Annotated in this window: 23 protein-coding genes; 9 read left to right on the forward strand and 14 right to left on the reverse strand. The window is 42.0% G+C overall.

What is annotated here, in order from left to right:
* The 3 genes from IYN84_RS06330 to IYN84_RS06340 form a co-directional block, all read right to left on the reverse strand.
* A complete protein-coding gene (locus IYN84_RS06330) occupies positions 1-1,905 on the reverse strand; it encodes a lipopolysaccharide assembly protein LapB (RefSeq protein ID WP_196138306.1) in 1,905 nt (634 codons plus the stop codon).
* A 28-nt stretch (positions 1,906-1,933) separates the two neighbouring features.
* The gene (locus tag IYN84_RS06335) at positions 1,934-2,578 is read right to left on the reverse strand and encodes an AraC family transcriptional regulator (protein WP_210330306.1); all 645 of its coding nucleotides are present in this window, start codon (positions 2,576-2,578) and stop codon (positions 1,934-1,936) included.
* Between the two features lie 301 nt (positions 2,579-2,879).
* Positions 2,880-3,398: a TlpA disulfide reductase family protein gene (locus IYN84_RS06340; protein WP_196138307.1), complete on the reverse strand. Its 519-nt coding sequence runs from the start codon at positions 3,396-3,398 to the stop codon at positions 2,880-2,882.
* 225 nt (positions 3,399-3,623) lie between these two features.
* Between IYN84_RS06340 and IYN84_RS06345 the strand changes: the two genes are divergently transcribed.
* Entirely contained in the window at positions 3,624-5,372 is a 1,749-nt protein-coding gene (locus IYN84_RS06345; protein WP_196138308.1) for a hypothetical protein, read from the forward strand.
* Here IYN84_RS06345 and IYN84_RS06350 read toward each other — a convergent pair.
* Positions 5,308-6,543, reverse strand: coding sequence for a YihY family inner membrane protein (locus tag IYN84_RS06350; protein WP_196138309.1), 1,236 nt, complete (start codon positions 6,541-6,543; stop codon positions 5,308-5,310). The genes IYN84_RS06345 and IYN84_RS06350 overlap by 65 nt on opposite strands.
* 59 nt (positions 6,544-6,602) lie before the next feature.
* Between IYN84_RS06350 and arsC the strand changes: the two genes are divergently transcribed.
* The 3 genes from arsC to IYN84_RS06365 are packed head-to-tail and all read left to right on the forward strand — an operon-like array spanning position 6,603 to position 7,984.
* Positions 6,603-6,956 (forward strand): arsenate reductase (glutaredoxin), encoded by a 354-nt coding sequence (arsC, locus tag IYN84_RS06355; RefSeq protein ID WP_196138310.1) that lies wholly within the window; start codon positions 6,603-6,605, stop codon positions 6,954-6,956.
* The gene (gene wrbA / locus IYN84_RS06360) at positions 6,956-7,546 is read left to right on the forward strand and encodes an NAD(P)H:quinone oxidoreductase (RefSeq protein WP_196138311.1); all 591 of its coding nucleotides are present in this window, start codon (positions 6,956-6,958) and stop codon (positions 7,544-7,546) included. Before arsC ends, wrbA begins: the two co-directional genes overlap by 1 nt.
* A 15-nt stretch (positions 7,547-7,561) precedes the next feature.
* Complete coding sequence (locus IYN84_RS06365; protein ID WP_196138312.1) at positions 7,562-7,984, forward strand: DUF2069 domain-containing protein; 423 nt, start codon at positions 7,562-7,564, stop codon at positions 7,982-7,984.
* Positions 7,985-8,064: 80 nt separating this feature from the next.
* Here IYN84_RS06365 and IYN84_RS06370 read toward each other — a convergent pair whose 3' ends face one another.
* From IYN84_RS06370 to IYN84_RS21650, 5 genes are all read right to left on the reverse strand, one after another.
* Positions 8,065-8,490 (reverse strand): SRPBCC family protein, encoded by a 426-nt coding sequence (locus IYN84_RS06370; protein WP_196138313.1) that lies wholly within the window; start codon positions 8,488-8,490, stop codon positions 8,065-8,067.
* Positions 8,491-8,690: 200 nt separating this feature from the next.
* Positions 8,691-9,770, reverse strand: coding sequence for a chorismate synthase (gene aroC / locus IYN84_RS06375; RefSeq protein ID WP_196138314.1), 1,080 nt, complete (start codon positions 9,768-9,770; stop codon positions 8,691-8,693).
* Positions 9,771-9,857: 87 nt separating this feature from the next.
* Positions 9,858-10,835, reverse strand: coding sequence for a bifunctional chorismate mutase/prephenate dehydrogenase (tyrA, locus tag IYN84_RS06380; protein ID WP_210330307.1), 978 nt, complete (start codon positions 10,833-10,835; stop codon positions 9,858-9,860).
* 41 nt (positions 10,836-10,876) lie between these two features.
* Positions 10,877-12,163, reverse strand: a complete 1,287-nt coding sequence (gene aroA, locus IYN84_RS06385; RefSeq protein ID WP_196138316.1) for a 3-phosphoshikimate 1-carboxyvinyltransferase — start codon at positions 12,161-12,163, stop codon at positions 10,877-10,879.
* A gap of 111 nt (positions 12,164-12,274) precedes the next feature.
* On the reverse strand, positions 12,275-12,610 hold the full coding sequence (locus IYN84_RS21650; RefSeq protein ID WP_371734804.1) for a DUF6122 family protein: 336 nt from the start codon (positions 12,608-12,610) through the stop codon (positions 12,275-12,277).
* A 167-nt stretch (positions 12,611-12,777) separates the two neighbouring features.
* Here IYN84_RS21650 and pabB point away from each other — a divergent pair, with 167 nt between their 5' ends.
* The 3 genes from pabB (at position 12,778) to IYN84_RS06400 (ending at position 16,267) form a co-directional block, all read left to right on the forward strand.
* Positions 12,778-14,184, forward strand: coding sequence for an aminodeoxychorismate synthase component I (pabB, locus tag IYN84_RS06390; RefSeq protein ID WP_196138317.1), 1,407 nt, complete (start codon positions 12,778-12,780; stop codon positions 14,182-14,184).
* A 51-nt stretch (positions 14,185-14,235) separates the two neighbouring features.
* Positions 14,236-14,796: a CoA pyrophosphatase gene (locus tag IYN84_RS06395; protein WP_196138318.1), complete on the forward strand. Its 561-nt coding sequence runs from the start codon at positions 14,236-14,238 to the stop codon at positions 14,794-14,796.
* A gap of 106 nt (positions 14,797-14,902) precedes the next feature.
* Positions 14,903-16,267, forward strand: a complete 1,365-nt coding sequence (locus IYN84_RS06400; RefSeq protein ID WP_196138319.1) for an L-serine ammonia-lyase — start codon at positions 14,903-14,905, stop codon at positions 16,265-16,267.
* Between the two features lie 64 nt (positions 16,268-16,331).
* Here the strand turns inward: IYN84_RS06400 and IYN84_RS06405 are convergent, their stop codons facing one another.
* Entirely contained in the window at positions 16,332-16,955 is a 624-nt protein-coding gene (locus IYN84_RS06405; protein WP_196138320.1) for a HAMP domain-containing sensor histidine kinase, read from the reverse strand.
* Positions 16,956-17,059: 104 nt separating this feature from the next.
* Complete coding sequence (locus tag IYN84_RS06410) at positions 17,060-17,935, reverse strand: universal stress protein (protein ID WP_196138321.1); 876 nt, start codon at positions 17,933-17,935, stop codon at positions 17,060-17,062.
* 273 nt (positions 17,936-18,208) lie between these two features.
* On the opposite strand from IYN84_RS06410, the gene IYN84_RS06415 reads away from it, so the two are divergent.
* Positions 18,209-20,692: a GGDEF domain-containing response regulator gene (locus tag IYN84_RS06415; protein WP_196138322.1), complete on the forward strand. Its 2,484-nt coding sequence runs from the start codon at positions 18,209-18,211 to the stop codon at positions 20,690-20,692.
* Positions 20,693-20,852: 160 nt separating this feature from the next.
* Positions 20,853-22,658 (forward strand): thiamine pyrophosphate-binding protein, encoded by a 1,806-nt coding sequence (locus IYN84_RS06420; protein WP_196138323.1) that lies wholly within the window; start codon positions 20,853-20,855, stop codon positions 22,656-22,658.
* Positions 22,659-22,677: 19 nt separating this feature from the next.
* Here the strand turns inward: IYN84_RS06420 and IYN84_RS06425 are convergent, their stop codons facing one another.
* From IYN84_RS06425 to IYN84_RS06435, 3 genes are read right to left on the reverse strand one after another with little or no spacing between them, the layout of a single operon-like run.
* On the reverse strand, positions 22,678-23,490 hold the full coding sequence (locus tag IYN84_RS06425; RefSeq protein ID WP_196138324.1) for a hypothetical protein: 813 nt from the start codon (positions 23,488-23,490) through the stop codon (positions 22,678-22,680).
* Positions 23,480-24,301: a citrate/2-methylcitrate synthase gene (locus IYN84_RS06430; protein ID WP_196138325.1), complete on the reverse strand. Its 822-nt coding sequence runs from the start codon at positions 24,299-24,301 to the stop codon at positions 23,480-23,482. The genes IYN84_RS06425 and IYN84_RS06430 overlap by 11 nt, the downstream gene beginning before the upstream one ends.
* Positions 24,301-26,433, reverse strand: a complete 2,133-nt coding sequence (locus IYN84_RS06435; protein WP_196138326.1) for a TonB-dependent siderophore receptor — start codon at positions 26,431-26,433, stop codon at positions 24,301-24,303. Before IYN84_RS06435 ends, IYN84_RS06430 begins: the two co-directional genes overlap by 1 nt.
* Between the last annotated feature and the right edge of the window lie 54 nt (positions 26,434-26,487).

A 26,487-nucleotide genomic window follows, 5' to 3' on the forward strand; every position in this document is an offset into this window, starting at 1 on the left:
CTACTCAGCCTCCGGAATTTCGACAGCCTGATCATGCAGCCTCGCTACCGAAAGATCTGATTGTAGTAAATAATGGTCCAGCGTCGCGCGTCGCTGATCCAGCACACTAATAATCTGCTCTTTTAAATCGAATGCTTCTCTTGCTATTTGCTGATGAATTTTATCCCGAAGTCCATAAAGTCCGGCTTTTCCATCTTCCACTTTTGACTCAAATCCCGCAAATCTGATTTCTGCGATGTCCCGCGAATATGCTAGCTTGGATTTTCGCTGCCGGATTTGGTCAATTGTTTCTCCAATAGTTTTAGCAAGCTTTTCCAGTTGCCAGATCTTTTCAACTTTATTGGTTTCCAGCTGCCACTGTAATACCCCTTGCGCTCGTCTTGCTTTTTGTTTTTGTTCTTCTGAAATCATGCCTTCTGGTAAACGAGAAATTTTCTCTATGACTCGCTCTATTCTTGCATAAAGGTCAAGTTGTTCCTCATTTGCCAACAGATGAAGTTTTTTATTTGTCTTTAGTGCAGCAATATCAGTTCTGATAACTTCAAGCTCATTCTCATACTGTTCAAATGCCCCTTGCGCCAGATACTTTTCTACCAAGGGTAGCTTTTCATTAAATCGAGTTTGATTTGCATTTAATATTTCATCAAAAATAGGAAGCTGACCTTCCCAATGCTTAAGAATTTGTGCCAGCTTGCCAAGCTTTTGATAGTTACGATAGCTTTCATTAAATTGATGCTGTGACACCAGTTCAAACAGGTAATAATCAAACTCATCGCCAAACAAGTTCGAATCTTGCACACCGTCATCGTCAATCTCATTTGTTTGAGCAAGAATTAGTTTGTCCAGAAAACTTTCAATTAAATTGTCTTCCCTGATTTTTCGTTTTAATTCGTCAATCATTTCAATCTGTTGCTGAAAAACATTCGACGCATGAATATAGCCGTCCAGTGCTTCCTGCATAGAGTCGAGTTTCTGGTAAGCGTATGGAATAGCAACGAGCGCTTCCTGAACGGCCAGATCTCGAATATCTCTTTCTCTTAATGCTAACCAGTGAGAAAGTGCGCGTTTAGGTGAATGAGACTCAAGATAACTCCACCCCATAGCGAGAAGGGCTTTGTTAGCAGAGGGAGACGACAAGCGAACACGTTGCAAGTAGCTACGGGCTTTATCGTATTCTTTGCTTGAAAGCATGAAAAAACCAAGCGCGGTAAAAGCTTTATCCTGCAGACTATTCACCACTCGATCATCGGTAAACTCCAGATTAACCCTCTCAAGAAATGGTAATGCTTTTTCAAGATTGGTTTCACGCAAAAACAGTATACCTAGATTATATCGACTGTAAGCTAATAACTCGGAGTCCGCTTCAACTTGTGAGAGAAACTCTTCCGCTTTTGATTTTTCGTTTTTATAAACTGCAATATTCGCCAGCATGATCAAGGCTTCATCTTTTAAGCTGCGTTTCAACGACGGCATTACGCGCAATAATCGAAACTCTGCTTGAGCATAGTCAGCTTGACGATAATGAACTTTGGCAAGATAGAACTCTATCTTTGCGAGTAAAGTACTTTTTAATTCTTCTTCGGAAAGTAGCTCGTTAAATATAGACTGCGCATGATCCAGCATTCCTAAATCCAGATAAATCACGCCCGACAAAAGTTTTGCACTTTGTTTATGATTGGCCAGTTGATTACGCTTTTGTGCTACCAGGATAGCATTCAGCGCTTCTATCGTGTTTCCTCGATAATATTCAAAAAGAATGTGACCATAGGCCAGGTCTTCAATCACGACAGGCTTTTTAAGATCTTCCTTATTAAGATCTTCCTTAACTGCATTATCGCCTTCTGCCGCGACAAGGCTTCCGGAAAATAAAACAATGCTAATTAAACGCAATCCAAACTTACGCATATTCCGTGCGATAACCATATAATTCAGACTACCACTCGACCACATTTAAACGAGGTTGGAGCTTTGAAGTATCGTCTCTTATCTGAATCTCTAAAGCTTTGGCTTCACTGCCCTTTTCAAAGTCAAAGGCAATCGCGTTTCGATACTCTCGATTATGAGGACCTGTACCGAGGATTATCGCTACTATTTGGTGAGTACCTGCACTCAAATTATCAAGATAAAGTTTTTGAATTGCTCCGCGATGAAGTGCATCAACGTCTCTTTCTGTGTACAGGTAATGAGTCACTTCCTTATCGTCGATTTTTAGCTTTACGTTATCCAGGGCGAAAAACTGGCCGACATCTATCGACAGGTAAACAGCGACTTGGGTTGAAGCTGGAAAAAGAAGATCTTCTTCCAAAATAAAAAGATCACGATTAACACTTAAAACTTCCTTCTTAAGTGCTTCGAGTTTAGAGGCTGTTGTTTGTCCCTCTTCAGCGCTGACAAAACCACCGGTAAATATCATACAGCCAACAATGATCAGTTGTAACAGTCGCGCAAGCCTCTTTCGTAAAAAAGTTTGACGACTTTTCACCCTTAACGAGCGATAGTTCCGATTTTGACCAGTTTTACCAAATTTTAAGGCCGGCTTTGCGGCCAAGGCCATACAATTCTGTTGCATTTTATTCATTATTCCCTGCATGAGAGCAAAATTAGTTAGCTCTACTCGAACACGCCCTATGATTACTCTTTAAATATTAAGAGTTTAGCAATTAATTATTCTAAAATTGGACAGTGTTATATCTTCCACGGATTTTATCCTAAACTCAAGGTGAAAAATCCCGACCAGTGCTCATTTTAATTGAGGTAAAATATCACAGGCAAACAATTCAATTTAAATTCAAGTGTAATAAAAACCGTCTTCTGCGTGATTCAATATTATCATTTCACACCCTAACGATGCGAGTGAGCGTCAGAATCTGGTTAATCTCTTATTCCTTCCGACCAGAATTAGCGCGGTATTCCTGAATAACTTTGTTGATTGAGTGAGCACTCTGCTTTCCGACAAGCTTCGCGACAACCTCTCCCTGGGGGCTTATCAGATAATTTGTCGGCAACGTCGGTGGCAAACCAAATGGTAGTACAGGAACCGGATCAGTCGCCATTACTGGATACAATATATTCAAATCCTCTACTTTCTGTTTTAAATCAGTATTACTCAGTGGGTCATAGCTGATACCGATCACCTGAATGCCTTGCTCAGACTTTGCTTGAGCCAGTTGATTTAATTCAGGAAATTCCTCCAGGCAAGGGGAACACCACTCAGCCCAGAAATTAACCAATAGCCATTGCCCGCGATAATCGTCCAGTGACTTTCGCTCCCCGGAAAGCAAGTAGAAGTCTCCATTTTGGCTACAAGCCTGCAAAAACAATACACAGGAAATTAGAACTCTGGGCAGCAAATATGCTATAGTTTTCATCAACTTGGTATTAATTGACTTGATAATCATGTTGTTTTTTGTTTGCTAAGATTCAAAATTCACCAATATAATGATATCTTGGCGGCGAAATGATAGACACTGCAAAATTTGCACAGTGCAGAATAAGCAGTAACTCCGACAAAGACAAGTTCAAACAAGTAAAAAAACAAGTCAGTTAGAAGCGAATAAAGGATTAAATAGAGAGTTTCGGGGGGAAGTACCGAACTGTCTGAGTTATAGAGAGTAGTAGCAAACATGGAAAGCCTGAGACTTACCATCCCTTCTCAACAGGAAGGCCAACATATATTAGTCGAGACAGATCGAAATAAACTGGCGATCTGGCTTAAGTCACTGCCGCTTGCCGACATGTCAAAAACATTGCCGGAAGTTACCAGAGCAATATCCAGTCTTAATCGTACCGAGCTTCCTTACAAACAACGCGCCGAGCTGGTGGAACTTTTTGATAAGACCTATCGATTTATTCATGATTACTTTCGACCACAAAGAACACTGAAAATGGTAGGAAACCGTCAGAGTGAAGAAGTGTTGGAAAAGCTTCATAACCTGACCCGTGAAATGGCTTTCGCTCACAAAATTATTATTAATGACAGTCAACACAAGAAGCTATTTTGGAATAAAAACAAGCACAAACACAAAGCCATCGGTTACGCGATATTCTATCTTGGCATAATGCTGATTGAACAGTATCAACTGTATACCCCGGTTCCAATTTATCTGTGGCGAGAAATTAATGCGCTTTTTGCTTATGCAGGCAAGGAAGAACTTGAAAAGACTGAATTTGATACCTGCGAAACGCTTTGCCTGAATACCGTCGAGAAAAACTATGTCAGGAACTGTCTGATTGCACTGGCAGATCCCTATCACCTCGATAAAGGGGATCACTGGCATGTCTTCTACTACCTCCAGAACTGGATACACCTCGCCTACATCTCAGAAGATCCTGATGATTTTAGAAAAGAGGAATGCTTCATTATAGATGTCACCAGCGAAAATAAACCCAATTTTGTTACTAGCGAACTTGATGATCCTGAAGATCCAAAGATTCGATTGCTTCTCACCTTTGATCTGCTAAGACAGATTAATTATGACCGTGAGAACCTTGAAATGACAGACAATCTGCCAGAGAAGTCATTTCACCCTTCCATATCTATCGACTCAGCTAATTATTTATGGAAGCACCTGTCAAAACACTGGCGATCACGCATAGAGCGGAATGCTCGCCGCTATCCGATTGTTACCAAAGTGGACGTAGTCTGGGGTATGCAAAATGTTACCAAGGTAGCAAGCAGAGCCCAGCAACTTGGCAGGCAAGCCCTTCAATATGAAGATATTGCCAAGCTCACGACCGTTAAAAGCCGGGAAGAACTGACCTGGGATGCAATTAACGTGAGTGCTGGCGGGATAGGACTATGTACGCGACACTACCTGCTCCCTAGTATTTCATTAGGTGATATCGTGCTGGTTAGAGAATATATGGATGGCAAGCCGGCTCCGCACTGGCGCCTGGCGGTTTGTCGTTGGTACACCGGCGACAAGCATAATGGAACCATGATGGGTTTGAAATATATCGACGGTAAGGTCACTCCGGTGCGCCTCATTCTTTATCAGGGTAAAAATGAGAAAGGCGGACAGCCGGGTCTGGTCATATCGGATACTATGGTTGAGGGTAGTAATGCGGCAACAATTATTACCCATAGAGGGTCGTCACAAGGGGATCGCGTTTACGCTATGATAGGGCTTGATAATCCTGTCGAAGTCAGACCTCGGGTTAAAGTGGAGATCACTCCTTGTATTGAACGTTTCTTTTTCCAGACTTACGAGTTGCGAGACGAACTTGCCGAGGAAGTCCAGGAAGAAATCTCAGATATAATTCCGTGGACCGCTATTCCACACGAAAAAGGCAACATTGATGATGCTTTTAACGAACAGGAAGCTGGCGAGGAGATTTCTCTGGACAATGTACGCTTACCAGGTGACCACTAAGCATCTCAGTCATACTTTGTGAAAAAGCCAGCAGTTGCTTCTGTGTATTTTCCGGCAGCTGCGACTGGTTAACCTGGAACTGTGTCGGAAACTGGTTTCCGGCTACCTGGTAGATAGAGAGAAAATCGATTTTATCGAGACTTTTCAGCAAACAGTAACTCTGCTCCTGAGTCTTTACCACAAGCCCGGCTTCTACCAGCTTTTCCAGCCAGTCAACATTAGATTGTCGTTTACCTTTTTTCGAAATTAATTTCAACTGTTCTTCATCTATAGTCTTACCAGCATCTTGAAAATCCCCCAACAGCAAGATCAGGTTAACTATTTCAATAAAGGGATGCTCTTTGGCTTTGTCCCTTTCCATTTCGAATGCTTCAATGCCATGACATATTTCCGCACCAAATAACAAGATACTCCAGGTTAGATATATCCAGATAAGAAACAGTGGGACCGCCGCCAGTGCCCCGAAAATCAGCTGATAGGTCGAAAAGCTGGTGACAAAGACACCGAAGCCCCATTTTGCTACCTCAAACAAAATTGCGGTTAAACCACCAGATATTAGCGCATGAGTGATCGGAACCTTCCTGTTCGGAATAACGTAAAAAATCAGGCTAAAGGCAATAGACTCCATTAGAAACGGCAACCACCAGGTGAACCATTGGCTATGATTTTCAACAACGTCAGAGACAACCGGTATTGACTTGATATAGGAAGTAATAAAAAGACTCGAACCCAGTAGCAGCGGGCCTAATGTGAGGACCGCCCAATATACAAGAAATGTTCGAATAAAGGACTTATTGGATCTGGCATGCCAGATCTTGTTTAAGCTGGTATCGATTGTCCGCATCATCAGCAATGCAGTGATTAATAGCATTAAACTTCCAACAGTAGAAAGCTCTCTCGCTTTGCCCACAAACTCATTAATATATTGCCTTACGGTTTCTCCCGTGCCGGGAACGAAATACTTGAACAGCCACGATTGCATTTCCTCACCAAGGGCCTGAAAGCTGGGGACAAAGGCCAGCAGCGCAAATATAACGGCACTTAGTGGCACCAACGCCAACAAGCTGGTAACCGTAAGCTCAGCTGCGATCGAAGAGCACCGGTCCTTTGAGTATTGTTTAAATATATGGAAAACAAATGCTTTGAGGTATTTTATCCTTTCCTCTACCACGGCTTCGCCCTAAAATAACGCTTTCTTGCAATATACCCCAAGCACAGGATGAATACCAAATGGCTGAGTATAAAATTTACCATAACCCGCGCTGTTCAAAATCTCGACAAACTCTGGAGATTTTAAATGAAAAAGGTGTAGACGTAGAAATTGTGGAATACCTGAAAAACCCTCCGGGTAAAAGTGAACTCACCGCAGTAATCAAAGCATTGGGCGTTACACCCAGTGACATCATGCGTAAAAAAGAAGCAGAATATCAAGAAGCAGGCCTGGATCAGGAAGGCCTTTCTGTCGAACAACAAGTTGAAAAAATGATTGCTTATCCAAAAGTAATTGAGCGTCCTATTGTCGTTAAAGGTAATAAGGCTGTCGTTGGTCGCCCACCTGAGAATGTGCTGGACTTAATTGACTAATGCTTAAAGTCCTAATCATCTATTACTCGGCGGGTGGTGCCACTCGCCAGTTGGCAAAACTTATATCCAGTGGCGTGGAACAAACTGGCGCAGAGGCAGTTTTAAGAACAGTTCCAAGAGTATCAACAAATTGTGAAGCCACCGAATCAGATATTCCCGAGCAAGGCGATCTCTACGCGACTACCGATGACCTACTGAAGTGTGACGCTCTGGTGGTGGGTAGTCCATGCCGGTTCGGTAATATGGCCGCTCCACTGAAATACTTTTTCGATCAAACCAGCGACATGTGGATGGGAGGAAAGCTTGCCAACAAACCTGTTAGCTTTTTTACATCAAGTAGTTCAATGCACGGCGGTCAGGAATCTACTTTGCTTAGCATGATGATTCCATTTCTACATCATGGCATGCTGGTGTGTGGTTTACCTTATAGTGAAACAGAATTACTTCATACCGAGAGTGGCGGCTCTCCCTATGGTGTCACCCATTGGGACGGAAGCAATAACAACCGTCCGATCAGTGACTCTGAAAAACGACTTGCAATAGCCCAGGGTAAACGTATTGCAGCTGTTGCCCAAAAACTTAAAAACTAAATTCGAGCCTTTCAAATGTCAGAAATTGAGTCAACGGATAATAAGACAATTCAAGCGCCAACCGAACAAATGCTGTTTGCTCACCGTGTCACATTGGCCGGCTATTTCGGTTTAATTGTATTTATTCCTTTCTGGAATCTAATATGGTTTCCTTCACCGCAGTTCAACAACAGTGTAATTACTGGTTTTTGGTTAGTCCCGTTACTTTTTCCGCTGATAGGACTGGTCAAAGGCAAAGCCTATACTCATGCCTGGTCAGGCTTTATTGCCGTTATCTATGTTTGCCATGCTTTGGCAAGCTTTATCACTCATCTAGCAGAGTGGCCCGCAATTGTTATTGAACTCATCCTGGCGAATATGTTTTTGTTTGGTGGAATGTACTTTGCAAAATGGCGAGGAGAACAACTGGGCTTACAGCTGCCAAAGAAAAAAAAATAGCGACTCTGGATTCATCAAAGATCGAAAGGCACGGAAAGCTACAGGGAGCCATATCTGCTCCCTTTTTCGTATTTAAAACACTATCCGTCGACGTTAGATTTAAGCGCAGTCAAGAGCGAGCGGTAGATTGGATTGCAAAAATCCTGAACCTGCTTTTCATCCTGCGACTCAAAGGTAGAACTCCATTCCACCAGGGTGCCGTCTCCATTGGCTGAAAGCTTTACATTGCCAACATAGTTTTTCACCGTATCCTTGGCTACCGGTCCGGGACCATCATCGATGGTATAGGAAAGAGAATATTCTTGTGGATTCAACTCAGTTAAGGTTTCATGAAAAACGTCATTTAATATTCTCCTCGCACCAACCTGATCACCTTCGATATCTCCCACTTTTTCCACTGATGTGACTACTTCTGGTGCCCAGCTAAGATCGTGAAAATTAGTAAATCTTTGCCAGACTTTATCAATAGCCTCATCAAGTTCAATCTTGTTGTAGCAACCGGTCATCGCACTATCCTCCATCAAATTAACGACGCTTTCAAAGCTTCACCAATTGACTATAGCGCAAACAAACCAGAGAACAATTCAGCAGACGTGCGAATACCTTAAAATCGATAGTTTATAATGAAAAATTAGAAAATTCGCAACAGATTATACCTGCTGCGAATAAAACGAAGATGACTATATCTTTTACCCAACGCCTTGACCTAGCGGTAAGCGCGATCCCGTAAATAATGATCGATTAAAACCAGGGCCGTCATTGCATCAACAATAGGTACTGCTCGAGGAAGTACACAAGGATCATGTCGCCCTCTCCCTTGATACTCAACAAGATTTCCTTCTTTGTCTATCGTCGTCTGGTTTTGCATTAATGTTGCAACAGATTTAAACGCCACTTTGAAATCAAGATCCATACCGTTGGAAATGCCTCCCTGTACACCCCCTGAATTATTGGTGTGAGTTCTAACCTGACCATCGGCATCTTTATAGAAAAGATCATTATGTTGACTGCCCGGTACTTTTGTACCTTCAAAACCTGAACCAATTTCAAATCCTTTACTGGCATTAATTGAAAGCATTGCCTTAGCCAGATCGGCTTCCAACTTATCGAACAATGGCTCACCTAATCCGACAGGCATATTTCTCACCACACAGCGAACCACTCCACCGATGGTATCTCCCTGTTTTCGGATCGCAAGTATTTTTTCTTCCATACTTTTAGCAGCAACATTGTCGGGACAACGAACAGGATTGCTTTCAACAAGTTCAGTCGTTACTGAATCGATTGCAATACCTGCTTTCACTTCGCCAACCGACTCTACCCAGGATATGATTTCTATACCCTGTTTTGCCAAAACAATTTGCGCGATAGCACCTGCAGCAACATTTGCAGCAGTCGTTCTGGCAGAGCTTCGACCACCACCGGCCACATCTCGAATTCCATATTTTTGTTGATAAGTAAAATCAGCATGACTCGGTCGGTAAAGCTTTGCAAACTCTGAATAATCCTTAGATTTCTGATTACTGTTTTCTATTAACAAGCTAATCGCTGTCCCGGTCGTTTTTCCATCTACTGTACCTGACAAAATTTTAACTTTATCAGCTTCATTTCTCTGTGTTACCAGATGACTTTGTCCTGGACGCCTTTTGTCCAGATAAGGTTGAATATCATCTTCGCAAAGTTCAATCCCTGGAGGACAGCCTTCAATAACACAACCAACAGCTGGTCCATGAGACTCGCCCCAATTAGTGATTCTAAAAATTTTTCCCAGGCTATCACCAGCCATAATTAAACCCTTTATCAAGTTTCACAAGTATTAATTTAAATTGCAGAATAAAAATAATACTCTGGTTGTTCTGTCTAGTTTTAACTACTAGTTTCTAATCTCGTGCGCTGCGGCAAGCATTTCACTGCTCTCTTTCATAAACTGACTTGCATAACGACCAAACCATTCACGTGTTGCAAGAAACACGCGCTTAAATTCTTTCCTATCGTTTTGCTCGATCAACTCCAATAGCTGGCGGAATATATCGAGGTAACGCTTCATCATTTTAACATTTTCCAGATTGGCAAAAATAATTTCGGTATATAACTCTGGCGCTTGAGCAAAAAGTCGGCCAACCATGGCCAATTCAAGTCGGTAGATAGGAGAACTCAAAGCAAGTATCTCCTTAAGTTCGGGATTTTCATTCGCCAGGTGAGCTCCATAAGCTACTGTTGAAAAATGGCGCAACACCTGAACGAAGGCCATTATTGAATCGTGCTTCTTAGCCTCAACATTGACCAGCCGTGCTTTCATTTTGGCCAGGATATCGATAACCCACTGATATTTTTCCTGGCCTCTGCCATGACAAACAACAATAGTTTGATCTTCAAAATTCTGAATGTCCGGACCGAACATTGGATGTAACCCTAAAACGGGCCCATCGTGACGCGACATCATTTCTCGCAATGGACTTTGTTTAATACTGGTTATATCCGCAAGCGTACAAAAATCACTACGACCAAGTTTTTCGAGCAAACTGGCTGCACTATGGATAACCTCATTGGTCAGTTCAATAGGCACAGATATTAAAACCAGTTCTGCTTCTCCCAGTATTTCTTCAGCATCAATCCAATCATCTTTTTCCAGAGTCGAAACATTATGACCACAAGCTTTGAATGCCTGCACAAATCGACTTCCTAACCGGCCTCCGCCACCGATGACAACAATTTTGCGAGGAATCAAACATGGCTCTACTTCCCTTTTATTGTTCGATAAAAGAAACGCCTTTCGTTCTTTCAAACGGTCAATGGCAGACTCAATCTCCTCTAAAGACAATTGTGCTATTGTATGGTTTTCCATCATCATTCTGTCTTATTTAACGCGATTTCAGCAATTAGAAATTGAACCTAGCCGGATATTTCCAGACTATTAACACCAATACTTTCCATTGCCTTCCAAAAGGTAGGAAAGGACTTGGCGACAACTTCGGCATTAAGGACTTCTATTTCAGGAATTTTTATCCCCAGCAAAGCCATACTCATCGCCATTCGATGGTCTTCGTGTGTCTCAATTTTTGCACCTTTAAGAAGCTCCGTCTCTCGGCCTAAACCTTCAATTTCCAGAAAATCCAAGCCTGAATTCACAGTTACACCGACTTTACGGAGTTCGGTGGCGGTATCCTCAATTCTGTTGGATTCTTTATAGGCCAGGTGCGCAATGTTGTTAATTCTTGTTTTTCCTTCAGCAAAACACGCCACTACCGCGAGAGTCTGAACCGCATCAGGCATCCCGCCCATATCGACTTCAACCCCATTCAAAACGCCGTTACTCTGAATAACCAGCGCATCATTGTTTTTGCTAACTTTTACTCCCATCTTCTCCAAAACCTGATAAAACCTGGCTTCTCCCTGTGTCGAATCAAAATCGAAATCCTTAATCTTTATTCTGCCGGAAGCAATTGCTGCCGCGCCCATAAAATAAGTTGAAGAAACGGGATCACAAGGAATATCGTAATCAATCCCCTGATACACCTGACCAGGTTTTACAATAAAACAATGACCCTCTTCTATGACCTCAACTCCCATTTTTGACATTAGCTGGATGGTCATATCGACATAGGCTCTGGAAACCAGCTCCCCTTCCAGCTCAATAATCAACCCATCTTTTAGAAAAGGAGCAACAATGAGTAAAGCACTTAAATATTGGCTACTTCTTGAGGCATCTAACCGACATTGTGCCCCTTTTAGCGAACCGGTAATAATGGCAGGCAGGCATTCATTCGGACTGTCTACATCAACGGATAAAGCCCTTAATGTCTCAAATAGCTCTTGCATTGGCCGAGTAGCCATTTTTTCTGAGCAATTAATAGTCACCGGTACTGTCTCTAAGGCGGCTATAGCAGCAACGAAGCGTGAAAAGGTTCCGCTATGGGCGGTATAGATAGTTGCAGCTTCAGCAAGCGCCTGACTTCTGGGTAGGACCTCAAGTCCTCCTTCAATCCTGTTAAATTGATAACCTAGTTGACCAAGCCCGTCGATGGCGTGATTAATATCATCGTTTTCAACCAGGTTTGTCAGTTGCGACCTTGAGCTTGCCAAAGCACACAATGGTACCAGGCGATTAGCCACATATTTGCTACCCGGCAGTTTAATTTGTGCGTCAATCTGGTTTGTTGGCTGTATAATTCTTTGCAATGCCTGCTTTCCGTTATTGCTAACATATAATCATCGATTAAACCTTGATGATCGGACAATGTAAATTCACTTTTAACTATATAACAATATTTTATATTCTAAATCTAATTTTTAGAACATTATTAAACTATTGAAAATCATAGTAAAAGTAATTTTATAATAACAGTCTTGCCAATCCAGAAGCATGTGTATTATCAATCCGGTAGCAACAATCCGTGTTGGCCTGAAGCCTAGAAAAACAATATATACCCCTATTGCCCAATAAGTGTGAAGTGGATGAAAATTTATGCTACAGCGCAGAGGATCATAAATCGGTGTCGCCAACAAGTGATCGAGGTCGACCAGCATTGTGGCGCACAGAATAAGCCAGTTTCTGAGCCAACGCTTCTTCCCAAACAAGGGTGAAATTAATGCAGGCAGAACAAAGTGTAACAGTATGTGGAGCACGAAAAAGTAATTTCCGTTTTATTAGTTCACCAGTTTACGACGAGATTTTTTTGCTCGCCAGGTGATGTTTGAATCTGGATAAATGATACCAAAATTAAGTCAGGAAGCCTAAGTCAGAGAAATAAGTTAAAATATCGCAACTGATAATAAGTCGTTGTTTAGAAACTATGCAATTTATTGAGCTGCCTTATATCCAGCCGGCAGAAAAATTAGAAAAACTCAAACCACTGTCACACCGACCCTGGTTTACCCTGCTTGATAGTGCCGGCCATGATCTGAATTACAACCGATATGACATAGTCGTATGCGAACCAACTCTGGGCATCAACTTTTCGAATGGAAAACTCTCAATCAACAATTTTGCCGACCATTCACTCCCTGAGATTAATGAAAACAAACCGCTGGAAAGTCTGAGAAAAATATTGTCTTTCTACCAGAAAAAATCCCACCAGCAGTCGAATGAGACTAATCTGAAGCTTCCTTTTAACGGCGGACTAGTAGGCTACATTAGTTATGATTTTGGGCGACATCTGGAAACGCTGCCTGATACAACCGATGATGCTATAGCCCTGCCATGGCTTAAAATGGGACTCTATCAATGGGTGCTAATAAATGACCACAAACAAAAAACCACTCGAGTTTACAATTTTGGTTTGAAACCTTCGCTATGGCAGCAAAATGTTGAATTAGTCAGACGCATTTACCATGCACAAACCGATAGTCAGCAGTCAGAGAACTTTTCGCTGGTTGGAGAGTGGGAAAGTAATACCTCCAAAACAGAGTACGCCGAAGCATTTAATAAAATCCAGAACTATATTCACGCCGGAGACTGTTATCAGGTTAATTATGCCCAACAGTTTTCATGCCGTTATCAGGGCAATAGCTATCAAGCCTATTGTAAGCTCTCGCTGGCAAATAAAGCCCCCTTTTCAGCTTATATGCAATGCGAAGAGCATCAGATACTCAGTTTATCTCCGGAACGATTTATTGAGTCGCATCAGGGCAAAGTTACCACTCAGCCGATTAAAGGCACTCGACCCCGCTCCGCCGATCCGGTGGAAGATAAGAAATTGGGAGAGGCATTAAAAAACAGTGAAAAAGACAAAGCAGAAAATCTGATGATTGTCGATCTGTTACGTAATGACCTAAGTCGAACCGCGGCAAAAGCAAGTGTAAAAGTAGGCGAACTCTTTGGCCACTATCGATTCGAATCAGTTCATCACTTAATTTCAACTATCGAATCAAAACTTGATGAGCGATTTGATAACTTTGATCTTTTAGCCACAACTCTGCCTGGAGGCTCGATTACCGGCGCCCCTAAAATCAGAGCAATGGAAATCATTGAGGAACTGGAAAAGTGCAAACGCAATTTATACTGCGGCGTCATTGGTTATCTCGATTTTAACGGCAATATGGACACCAATATCTGTATACGCACGTTAATAGCAAAAAACAATCAACTCTATTGCTGGGCTGGCGGCGGACTAGTCGCCGACTCTGAAATGGAAGTAGAATATCAGGAAACCTTTGATAAGTTGGCTAAAATTCTTCCAGTGCTTGCAAAGAGCGAATAAGAGCCCGAGAGCACTTTGAATTTTTCCTCAACCCGGAATAAAGTGTTACCAATGATAGATACGATTAAACAACATCTCATTCCTTTAGACGAACAACCTGATATAAAGGATTCTTTAAAGTGCGCCGCTGTTTTGTTACCCCTGGTGTTTAACAGACAAGACGATTTATGGGAGGTTATTCTTACTCGGCGTGCGGAGCACTTGAAGCACCACCCGGGTCAAATCAGTTTTCCCGGCGGTGGATATGAGGACAAGGACGACTCGCTATCTGAAACAGCAACCCGGGAAACTTATGAAGAGATAGGAATCCCTGACAATAAAATACAGCTTATCGGCAGGCTCCCTCAACAACAAACAGTCTCTCAGTATAATGTCACCCCTTACGTAGGCATCGTAGATTCAGATTATAAATTGACAATTGATCGAAACGAGGTAGAAGAAGTCTTTACCGCACCTCTGACCTTTGTAACTGATCAGACCAATCAGGAAAAAGTCACCGAAACCATCAATGGGCACCAATATAGCTTCTACGTTATTCGATATAAGCATTATAATATCTGGGGCGCGACTGCTAGAATTCTGGTCAATTTTACCCGCCGTATCAGCCGGTAAAGCACAACTTGAAAATCAGTCGGACTCGACAGAGCCCTGAATCATGGCTCTTGTATATTAGTCTCGAATTTAGCATTTAACTCACTACAATAAACCGAGGTATCGCTTGGCTGTTTCTGTTTTCGATTTATTTACTGTTGGCATAGGTCCAAGTAGCTCACACACTGTAGGCCCGATGCGTGCGGCCAAAAAATTCATTCAACAGGTTTTAACTCTGGAGACTCCACCGCACCGTATTTTATCAGAGCTGTATGGGTCGCTGGGTCATACCGGTAAAGGCCATGGTAGCGATGTTGCAGTACTACTGGGTCTTGAAGGTGAGCGTCCTCATCTGGTGGATACAGACTCTGTCGCAGAAAGAATGGATACCATTCGTCGCCAGGGAGTACTCAAACTCAATGGTAAACTGGCTATCCGCTACGATGACAAATCTGACCTGATTTTTCATCGTAAAAAAACACTACCTGGCCATGCAAACGGTATGATGTTCACGGCTTTTGACGAATCAGGAAACCTGCTTCTACAGAAAATTTATTATTCTGTTGGTGGTGGCTTCGTCATTGGAGAAGATACAGATACACAACCAATCAAAGATCTCCATCTTAAGCTTCCGTACGATTTTCAAACTGGAGAACAACTGCTGCAAATGACAAAAGAGAGTGGCCTGAGCATTAGTAGTTTGATGATGGAAAATGAAAAAGCCTGGCGCACACGAGAAGAAATCATGCAGGGACTAGACGGTATCTGGCAGACAATGAACGACTGCATAGAGAAAGGCATGAGAGTTGAAGGAATTCTTCCTGGCGGTTTAAAGGTTAAACGCCGTGCCCCGGCTTTACACAAGAAACTGCTTTCGCGCGCCGAAAACGCTGACCCGCTTTCAGCAATGGACTGGGTTAATCTGTATGCTTTGTCAGTAAACGAAGAGAACGCTGCAGGCGGTCGAGTTGTAACAGCCCCTACAAATGGAGCAGCCGGCATTATCCCTGCGGTAATTAAATACTACCAACACTTCTACAAGCCACAGAGCCAGGAAACCACACAGAGATTTTTGTTAGCCGCGGCTGCAATTGGTATTCTGTATAAAATCAATGCTTCTATCTCCGGTGCAGAAGTTGGCTGTCAGGGTGAAGTCGGTGTTGCCTGCTCAATGGCCGCGGCAGGACTAGCGGAAGCACTTGGCGGTTCACCGGCGCAAGTCGAATGTGCAGCAGAAATTGGTATGGAGCATAATCTGGGGTTAACTTGCGACCCGGTAGGTGGACTGGTTCAAGTTCCGTGTATAGAACGTAATGCGATGGGTGCAGTTAAAGCGATTAATGCCGCTCGTCTGGCTTTACAGGGCGACGGCGACCAAAAGGTATCACTCGACAAAGTCATTAAGACGATGCGCGAAACAGGCGCAGACATGAAAACCAAATATAAAGAAACTGCTCGTGGAGGGCTGGCTGTTAATATAATTGAATGTTAGTTCGAACAGAAACATTCTCTTCTATTAAAAATATCGGGTTTCACCTTGAAACATCGGGCTCCGTTTACACGGAGCCTTTTTCTTCAAACAGAGGAAGATAAAACTCGAAACCTTGTTCTTCGCGCCATTCTAATCTTCCCTTCATTTGCTCTACAAAACCTTTGATAAATGCGAGACCCACATCTTTACTGCCCAAAAGCATGCGACTGGAATAAAAAGGCTCAAACAGTTTCGTTTTCTGCTCTTCGTTAAAACTGACGCCTGCTGATTCCAGCTGCAAATAAAAATGCTTTTCTTCTTGTGTTAGGCGGAAACACAACTGGCACTCCGGACTAAACGCTCGACAAAATCGACACAACGATTCCAGACAATACCAGAACCATTGCACATCAGATGCTACTTCAGCTTTGGAAAGCTCAGTTTCAAAACTGAACCCATTCCCATTGGCAATTTCTTTCAGAATGGGTACCAGATCTACCGGTTTAAATTGTGCCTGTAGACGAGAAATCATCGATAATAGCTGTTTGCCAAATACCACCGCTTCTTTCCCGGAGGCTAGCGACAGCTCCAATCTGTCTTTCACCTCTTCGTTTTCAACTTCCATTAATGACAGCTCGGTAAATCCCATCATCCCGGCAAGGTAGTTATTGTATGAGTGCACCAGAAGGCCGATAGTATCTTTATCCATCTTTATTTCTCACCGCTTTACCCAATGAATCTACTAACTATATATCAGACACAAAAAAGCGGGAATAATATCCCGCTTTTTAAAATAGTATTTGCTAGTAGAACCTACTTTATAACCATTACATCTGAAGCAACACTATGCAATACATTTTCAGCAGTGTTACCGAGCAAACGTCCACGCAAACTGGTGCGAGTCTTATTGCCGATAACAACAACGTCAGCATCAATATTCTGGCTAATACGACAAATCTCTTTCGCCGGCTTACCTGAAACCAGATGAAGTTTGCTTCGATCAAGACCGGCTTCTTCAACCAGCTTCCTAATCATTGGATCCAAAGTAGACTTCATTCTTTCTTCGTAAGTTTTAGGATCAATCAGATCGAGATCCGCCAATGCCTTTGGCACTGCAATCGAATAGCAAGCGTGAACAACACTATTTGTCGCATTAGCTAACTTGATAGATTGACGCAAAATATCCTCATTCAAATCCAGAGTTCGCTTACTTGTAGAACCCAGGTCGAGTGCTGCCAGTATTACGCCCCCTTCTTTCCATGGATTATCTCCCACAATCATTACCGGTTCAGGGCATTGTCTCATTAGCTGCCAGTCGGAAGGCGTATACAGGAAAGTTTCTGATCGATGACCGGATTTAAATACCATATCAAAAGCTTTTTGATCACAACGGGAGATTACCCAGGATTCAAATGACTTTTCCCAAACTACATCAACATGAACATGAACATTGCCTATATCAACGCCTTTCAGAAAGTTGTCTATCTCTTCCTGTTTCTTATCGATATAAGAATGGTGAACTTTACGCTTTTCTTCATGAGATAGAATCTCTGAACTATCTACACCTGGCGCATGAACAAAACCGACAAATTCAATCTTCGCACCGGTATTTTCTGCGATCTCCAGAGCATGGAAAAAGGCAGACTGCTTTCCACCTTCCTTATCGGCAATAACAAGTAATTCGCGCATTTCTGACTCCAAGAAATTTTATGGCCTTTTATATTCAAGCCATTCTAGCAACATTTCTTGACTAAATCATGATCCAATTCAAGAATTTTCTCTTATTTTTTAATAACTTTGAGCTAGTCGACTAATAAAAATAAGTAATGGAAAGCTGCCATTTTCGATACCAAATAGTCTATACTCTAGACAATATCGACCAGGGTAAGCACAATAGACCACTTGTGCTCTGGCGCATTCGGTATTTGGGGATTTTATTGAAGTCAGTAAACTAGGAGTTTTATGACTCAAGTAGCATTAAAAAAACAATTATTATTGGTCAATTCCAATGAGGAAAGACTTCAAGTACTCAAAGAACTGCTTAAATCGGAAACTGATTACCAAATATTAACAGCCACTACCGCACAAAAAGCAGTTGACTGGCTAAAATCGGAACAGATCAATTTAATTATCAGTAATATCAAGTTACCAGACCTTGACGGCTGGCGACTGGCCAGACTCGTCCGCTCAGGCGTTTTGAGATGTGAAGCAACCACCCCTTTTATTATTGTCGCCAATACCTGGTGTGAGCATATAGCCAACACTACCGCACGCGAGTTCGATATCAATGCATTAACAGCCTACGATCAAAGAAACGAATTGCCACAGCTAATTACACTCGTTGAGCAAAAAACAAACAGCACCAATCAGAAGCAAAAGTTACTCGTTATAGAAGACAATCCCGATACACGTCATTTAGTCTCTCGCATTCTGGGAAATCGATTCGAAATTGTCGGCGCAGAAGACGGTACCTCGGGTTTAGCACTTTGGTCAGAATCTGAATTTGCACTGGTACTACTCGATGTTATGTTACCCGGAATGACCGGCAATGAAATACTCAGAAAAATAATGGCTGAGAAGCCAGGTCAATCGGTCGTAATTATGACAGCAAATCATCATGCAGAACTGGCTGAAGAGTTGATGCTGGCCGGCGCCGCGGACTTTGTTACTAAGCCATTCAGAGCTGAACAACTGCGCCAGGTATGCGAAACAGCTGCCAGAAGAGAAGATTTCATGATAAGCAACGAGCAGTTTGCCGATAAAGTCGACTCGCTGAATAAGAGCCGTAAAGAGTATAAAAGAATACTGGATGCTCATCAGCACCTCCTGGACCAGCTTGGTAGCGTGGTAATAGAACTAAACGCTAACGGAGATATCTGCTTTCTAAATAAAGCCTGGGAAAAGCTAACCGGGTATGCGATAGATGAGAGCCAGCAAAAATCCTTACTTGATTTCATCGAAAAGCCGCTTAATCCTGGAGTCTACATTTCCGACGAATTAAACGGTCTTTTGTCCGGAAGTGTTAAATCTCACCGCTTTGAGTTTCGACTAAAAAATAAATTCAACGAGGAACTATGGGTAGAAGCGCGCCTTGAAATATCTCCTTCTCAAGATCATAAAAGCCGTAGCATTTCTGGAACTATTGATAATGTTACTGATCGTAAAAAAGCGCAAAGGGATCTTGAATATTTGGCAATGCATGATGCTTTAACTGGCCTGTTTAACCGCCACTATTTCGAGACAGAGCTGAAACACTTTTCAGCAATGGCAGTACGAGGAAATGGACCTCACTCTTTACTCTATATTGACCTTGACCACTTCAAAGTGATCAATGACACACTCGGACATCATCAGGGTGACGCTGTTTTAAGAAACATTGCTGAACTGATTTCCGGCCGTTTAAGAGAGTCCGATATTTTTTCTCGCATTGGCGGAGATGAGTTCGCATTGTTGCTACCTAATACCGAGCAGGAAACAGCCCTGTCTATTGCTGAAGACATTTGTCAGTTACTCGATCAATACAAATGCCAGGTCGAAGGAGAAATATTCAAGATCAGTGGTTCTATCGGTATTTCGCAAATTACCGGAGAAGAAATCAACGCTGATGAATATATGAAACAAGCAGATATTGCACTTTATGCTGCAAAAAGACAGGGACGAAATCTTGCACATATCTATGATATCAATGATGAGCACAGTGCGGCTTTAAAAGCGAGCCTGGAATGGGCGAGAAAATTACACCAGGCGGTTGCCGACGATAACCTCGAACTATTTTTTCAACCGGTCATCGATATTAAAACCAGAGAAACGGTTTATTATGAGGCTTTGGTTCGATTAAGAATTGAAAATCGTATTGTTTCACCCGGAGAGTTCATTCCTGCCCTTGAGCGAGAGGGAGATATGAGTTTGCTTGACCGACAAGTTGTGAGCAAAGCCATAAAATATTTAAAGGACTACCCTGCCTTGAACAGGATTGCAGTGAATTTGTCAGCTCAGGGTTTTAGTGATGATCGTTTAGTCCCTTTGGTAAAAGATAAGCTTCAACAATACGGAGTAGATGGACGACAAATTATTTTTGAGCTAACCGAGAGCGCGAGTCTTTCCAATATCTCAGCGACCCGACGCATTGTCTCCCGAATCGAGGAGCTCGGTTGTGAATTTTCCATCGATGATTTTGGTACAGGCTTCAGTACATTCAACTACTTAAAAGAATTACCGGCCCGCTCGGTAAAAATTGACGGCTCTTTCGTGGTCGATCTGGTGGATAACCCAGTTGATCAGGCTCTGGTAAAAGCGATTTATGAAGTTGCTACTGCACTTAAGAAAAAAACCGTTGCTGAATTTGTAGAGAACGAAGAAACTTTATTATTGCTACAAGAGATCGGGGTATCTTACGCTCAAGGGTATCATATCGATAAACCGAAACCGGTCTCCGAAATATTCTAACGCGTTAATGCTAAATATCGGTTTTTCATTCTTTTAAATAATTTTTTATCTTAAACATTGATTAATATTTGAACTACACTTATACGATATGAGATTATAAGCGCCCGTTTAATCTCCTTATGATATAAAAATAAGAATAACGAGCGTTATGAGGTAGTTCATGTCAGTTAGAAAAGTATCAGAAATCCATCCTGGAGTTTCAAATCAGAGTAGTCCCTGCCGTGACAACAGCGACCTGATTATCGACTACCTTAAAGCCCTTGATATCGATTATATTTTTGGCGTTCCGGGAGGAGCGATAGAGCCGCTGTTTAATTCAATTTCCAGAAACATGGCTAACGGCGGACCTGAAATAGTCGTCGCCAGACATGAAGCTGGCGCCGCTTTTATGGCTGAGGGCTACGCCCGTGAAACTGGAAAGACCGGTGTGTGTATTGCTACGACAGGACCTGGTGCGACAAACCTGTTGACCGGTGTCGCTTCCGCCTACGCCGATAATATTCCGATGCTTGTTATTACCGCCCAAACTCCACTGCCCAAGTTTGGGCGTAATGCGCTTCAGGAGTCGTCTTGTACCGCAATTGATACCGTCGGGATTTTTCGACATTGCACCCGTTATAACACGCTGATCTCGCATTCTGATCAACTAAACACCAAACTAATCAGTGCGTTAATGCATGTAAAACAAGTGCCTGCGGGTCCGGCCCATATCAGTATCCCTTCCGATATTCTCAGACAACCGGTTTGCTCGTCCACAAAAGTCAAGGCTGACCGCCTGAAGCAGGAGTTTGTTCTCACTGACAACAATGCTGTTGAGCAGTTAACGGATATGCTTTCAAGTGCATGGCGCGTTGGATTATTTCTGGGAAAAGGCTGTGGCTCAGCGATTAATGAAATTATGGAGTTTGCGGAATTAACTCGCTCTCCGATTATGACCGGCCCAGCCGGTAAACGTTGGATTAACGGTTTTCATCCACTTTACCGGGGAGTGTTTGGGTTTGCCGGTCATCAAAGTGCAGATATGACTATGGAAGATGACACTATCGACCTTTTATTGGCTGTCGGTACGCCAATGACGGAACTAGGTACGGGTGGATGGCAGGGGTCTCTTTTAAGTGATCGATTAGTACACATTGATTCAACTATTGAGCATTTCTCTCGCTCTCCGATGGCTCAGCTTCATGTATGTGGTGATATCAAAGGAGTTTTTAACCAACTAAACGTGAACGTCAGACTAGGCAAAAAATGGGGACGAACCTGGGATGCTGTCGACCCGGTTAAACAGAATTTTCTTGATCACCACACCCCGAGCACAGATCATGGTTACCAGATTCGACTTAGAGATCCTGAGAAATGTCATTCAGATGAAGTTCCTCTGAAGCCGCAAAGAGTTGCCACAGAGTTTGCGAAGCTTATCCCCTCCTCTTTTAGAATTCATCTTGATGCAGGAAACGTCTGGTCCTGGTTCACTCATTATTTCCATCGCGCAAGCGCTAAAGGTCACTATCATATTGCCATGGGATTCGGTTCAATGGGTTGGGCGATTGGCGCCTCAGTTGGAACTGCGATTGCCAGCAAAGAACCAAGTGTGTGTATTACCGGAGACGGTAGTTATTTAATGGCCGGGCAGGAAATCACTACCGCACTTCAGCATAACCTGCCAGTCATCATGGTTATTTTTAATGATTCATCTCTTGGCATGGTAAAACATGGTCAAAGACTCGGTGGTGCTGAAGAAGTCGGATTTGAACTACCTAAAATAGACTTTGCCAAAATGGCTGAATCAATGGGGATTGAAGGTATCCGGGTTGAAACGCCTGAAGACTTGCTGGCGATAGACTGGACCAGGCTAGGAAATAAGAAAGGTCCAACAATGATTGATATCATCGTTGACGGAGAAGAAATGCCTCCGATGGGGCAAAGAGTTAAAGGGCTGGCTGATCAGTCGGCTACGCCGGGAGGGTAGTATTAATACAATTTATAACTTATTCAATTGAGCGCTTTGGCTTTCCTATATACTCAATATCACCACAAGCAATTGGTAGAAAAGCCCCCTGTGATTGATGTGAGGAGTCGAGATAACATGCTAAAACACCACTGTTAACGACGATTGTAAAAATTGAATACGCTTCTTCTGGAGATATTCCTTGATCCGCTAAAAACGCACTCACGTATCCATTTATATTCATTCCTTCATTAAAATCTCGAATAAGGATCTCTTCTATTTCATAAGCGGCTTCCATATGCTCGCCAAAATCAAAACCTAATGATTTTGTAAAAGGCTCCATGGCAATTATACGTTCGTCTCCCTTTGTTATTGGCCTAGCATACCCCATAAACTGAGGTTTACCTCGAGTCTTTTTTAGCTCCAATTTTACAAAAGATTCTATGTCTTCGCTTTTAGTCTTGAACTCCACAGCTCTTTTAATAAAATCTACTCCTTCCAATATTGGTCGAGAGCCATAAGTTCTAGAATCTGCTGCGAGTATTCCTGCACAAGTAGACGCAACTATGCTATTTCGATAACTCCCCCCAAGAGCTCCGATGTGATTACACCAAATACGAGGATCAGGCCAGCTTAAACAGATGAAAACAGCTTCGAACCACTTTGCTAAATTTTCACTTACCAATTTTCCTGTAGCGTTAAGAATTAAAACTTGCATGTATGATTTCTTACCTACTAAATCATCCATCATGGAGAAGCCGTGACAAAATACTCCTTCACCTATTTTCCAACCACCGGTGTGACTAACGATTTTGTTTTTCCGCTCTTGCCAATATTGAAATTTATTTGTCATTGATAATCTCGTAATTTGCATCTGGGACAAATGGCATTGAAGAAAGAGGTTTTGACGCATATTCCATCCCATGCGCAAGTATACCTGGAGCTGAAATCAACTGGTGAATTACACTGCCATATTTATAATTAATTCCCAAATCTAAAAGTATACTAGAAACTAAACCTGAACGAAGAATACCCGCATTTACCCCTTTTAACCTATCCGATAATTCTAAAGACCAAGATAAAAATTTTAAATCATTTATATCTTCGATTATTTTCTTTCCAATCGAAACACTCATCTCATCAATAGAGTTATAGATTCTCCCGAAGCCTGGAATAATGTGTATCTCTAATTCTTCAGTGTTAGAGTCAGAGTTGATTTCTACTGCAACGTCTCTTGGTTCAACTCTAGAAAGCTTTCTAATACTTTGCATAACTTGAGAAGTGAGCCCAGCTCCTTGATGCTCACAAGAAAAAGCAGAAAGCCCTATAGGTAATATATGTAATGGATCTGTTTTTCCTACTCCAGCACAAATAGCAGCTCTGGCCCCTGGATTTCTTAAGCCTTGATTCATACATGAAATTAATAAATAGTTAAATAGTTTCTTTTGCTTTTCATTAGGAAGATCCCCTAAAAATAGTAGAAATAACATGTCTGTACTATCTTTTTTCTCCATTAACTCTGTAATATCATACCCATGACAATATTGCCTGGATGCCACAAAAGGGTTGTCTTTAGATGGCTCTTCCATAAAGATTTTTGTAGAAAAACGGCTTGCAAACTCTTCAGCCCTTTTTTCGACATTTAGATGCTTTTTAGAACCCATTAATATTTATACCTCAACTCAAGCCAGACACTACGACCCTCTTTAAGAAAATCATTAGGAATTAATCCATCGCTTGGATCGTAAGCGTCTTCATCTAGGACATTTTTAGATTTCAAAGCAACTTCTATTCCTTCACGACCAGTCAAATATGTTAAGCCCAGATCTATCATAGTATAATCATCCACCGCGGCTCTAACGTCACCTTCTCGTCGCTTTCTATCCATCACCCTATTAATTGTTGAATTCAAAACCAAAGAGTCTGAAGCTTTCCAATCAATTTTGACAAACAACTGTCTTCCTGGCGCTTCAGATATTTCTGAATTGGTATCGCTATCTTCAGAATTTTGCATCGAATAGTTCGCGTTAAGTTTCAAAGATTCACTTAGCTTCCACTTGGCCTCTAACTCAATACCATATCCATCTTGAGCTCTCGCATTTTGGGCAATACTATTTCCTGTACCGTCTGGAATAAACTCGATTAATCCTTCAGCTTTATAGCTGAAAAGATTTAATATATAGCTGCTATCTCCAGAAGAACGATAATCAAAAACAAGTTCAAGAGTATCAATTGTTTCAGGATTAAGTCCCGCGTTACCTATAGAAACCGGATTGTTTTTTATATATAACTCTTGAAATGAAGGTGCTCTAAACGCACTACCATAAAGTAGTTTTGTAGTTAAGTTTAAATTTGTCGCCCATACTAATGATGCTCTTGGATTAAACGTCGAGCCAAAATCGCTATAATCATCGTAACGAGCGCCTAAAGTCAGACTCCAATCAGGAGCAACTTGCCATTCATCCTGAACAGATAAGAACCAAATATCCCTTTCCACATCTTCCACAAAAACAAAAGGCGTATTTGAAACATCAACTAATTCACCAGAGACAACCAATTCAGTTCCATTTAAAACACCCGGCCCAAAATTTTTGAACTCGCTTGTATCCAAGCTTTGATTATTTGCTCCTAAATTTATTCTTAATTTATGTTGCTCAAGATTGTTGGTCGTCAAAGTAAACTCTAATCTCGACGCCTCATCTATTCCTTTAGGATTTCCTATATAACCTTCACTAAATAGACTAACACCTACCGGAGCTGTAAGATTTAAGTTTCCATCCCCACCAATTGGGAGTACTGCTCCAGCAGGAAACAAAACAAATTTACTATCGTCATCCAAATATTTATAGCTAAAAGATAACTCTGAATCCCAACCGTCAAACCAGCTTTCACTTTTATAACTAATATCCAGAATGGATTGGGAGGCATTTTGGAAACCTACAGGATCGATCGTTTGTGCGCCGCCAGAGCCTATTCCTACTTTATCTTGATTCCAGAACCAAAAATCAATATCAAAATTTTCATTATTAAAATTAGCATGCATATTTTGAACAGAGTCATTTGTTCTCAGATAACTGGGAGTTAAAGATGCACTGGTCATAAATATGGAATCAAATATTGTTTGCAGGTCTGAGTCTGCGATCCTGCTTTCATCTCCATCCGTTTCATATGTTTCTAGCGATAACGATACGTTCCAACTATTCAGCTTTAAAAATTTTTGATACCAAAGCTCATGAGTACCGAAACTTCCTATTAGACCACCTATACTTCTTTCACTATTTTCATCTTTCTTAGCAATAATATTAATCACGCCTGCATAAGCATCAGCACCATAAACAGCAGAGCCTGGTCCTCGTATAACTTCAATCCTTTCTATACTTTCGACAGGCATAGTGAACAGTGTAGGCTTACCTCCCGTAGCCAGATGTTGAAATGGTAACCCGTTGAATAGTAATAAAACTTGAGGATTTAATCCTGTATGAATTCCCCTTACTGAGTATACGGGAGACATGCGAGATAATGAGGAAGGCGCAACATGAATACCCGGAACAGACTCCAAAACCCCCTTTAAATTTCTAGCACCTAGCTGCCTAATTTCTTCATATGTTATTACCGATGCCACAGACGGGGCTTTTCTTATTGGCTGTTTACTCCCTGTCGCTATACTTACAAACTCTTCGTCACCGTAAAAGTCTCCCAGACTTTCATCAAACTCCTCTTCTTGACCATGAACAGCCATTATTCCTGATAAAGCCAGAGAAATTGAGAGCGCAACGAATTTCAAGCGATAAGACATTTAAACCACCTTCTTATAATCTTTTTTACTGCGGTTAATAATTAAATAGCGACT

Source organism: Aliikangiella sp. G2MR2-5, assembly GCF_015687155.1.
In the GTDB taxonomy this organism is placed as follows: Bacteria; Pseudomonadota; Gammaproteobacteria; order Enterobacterales; family Kangiellaceae; genus Aliikangiella.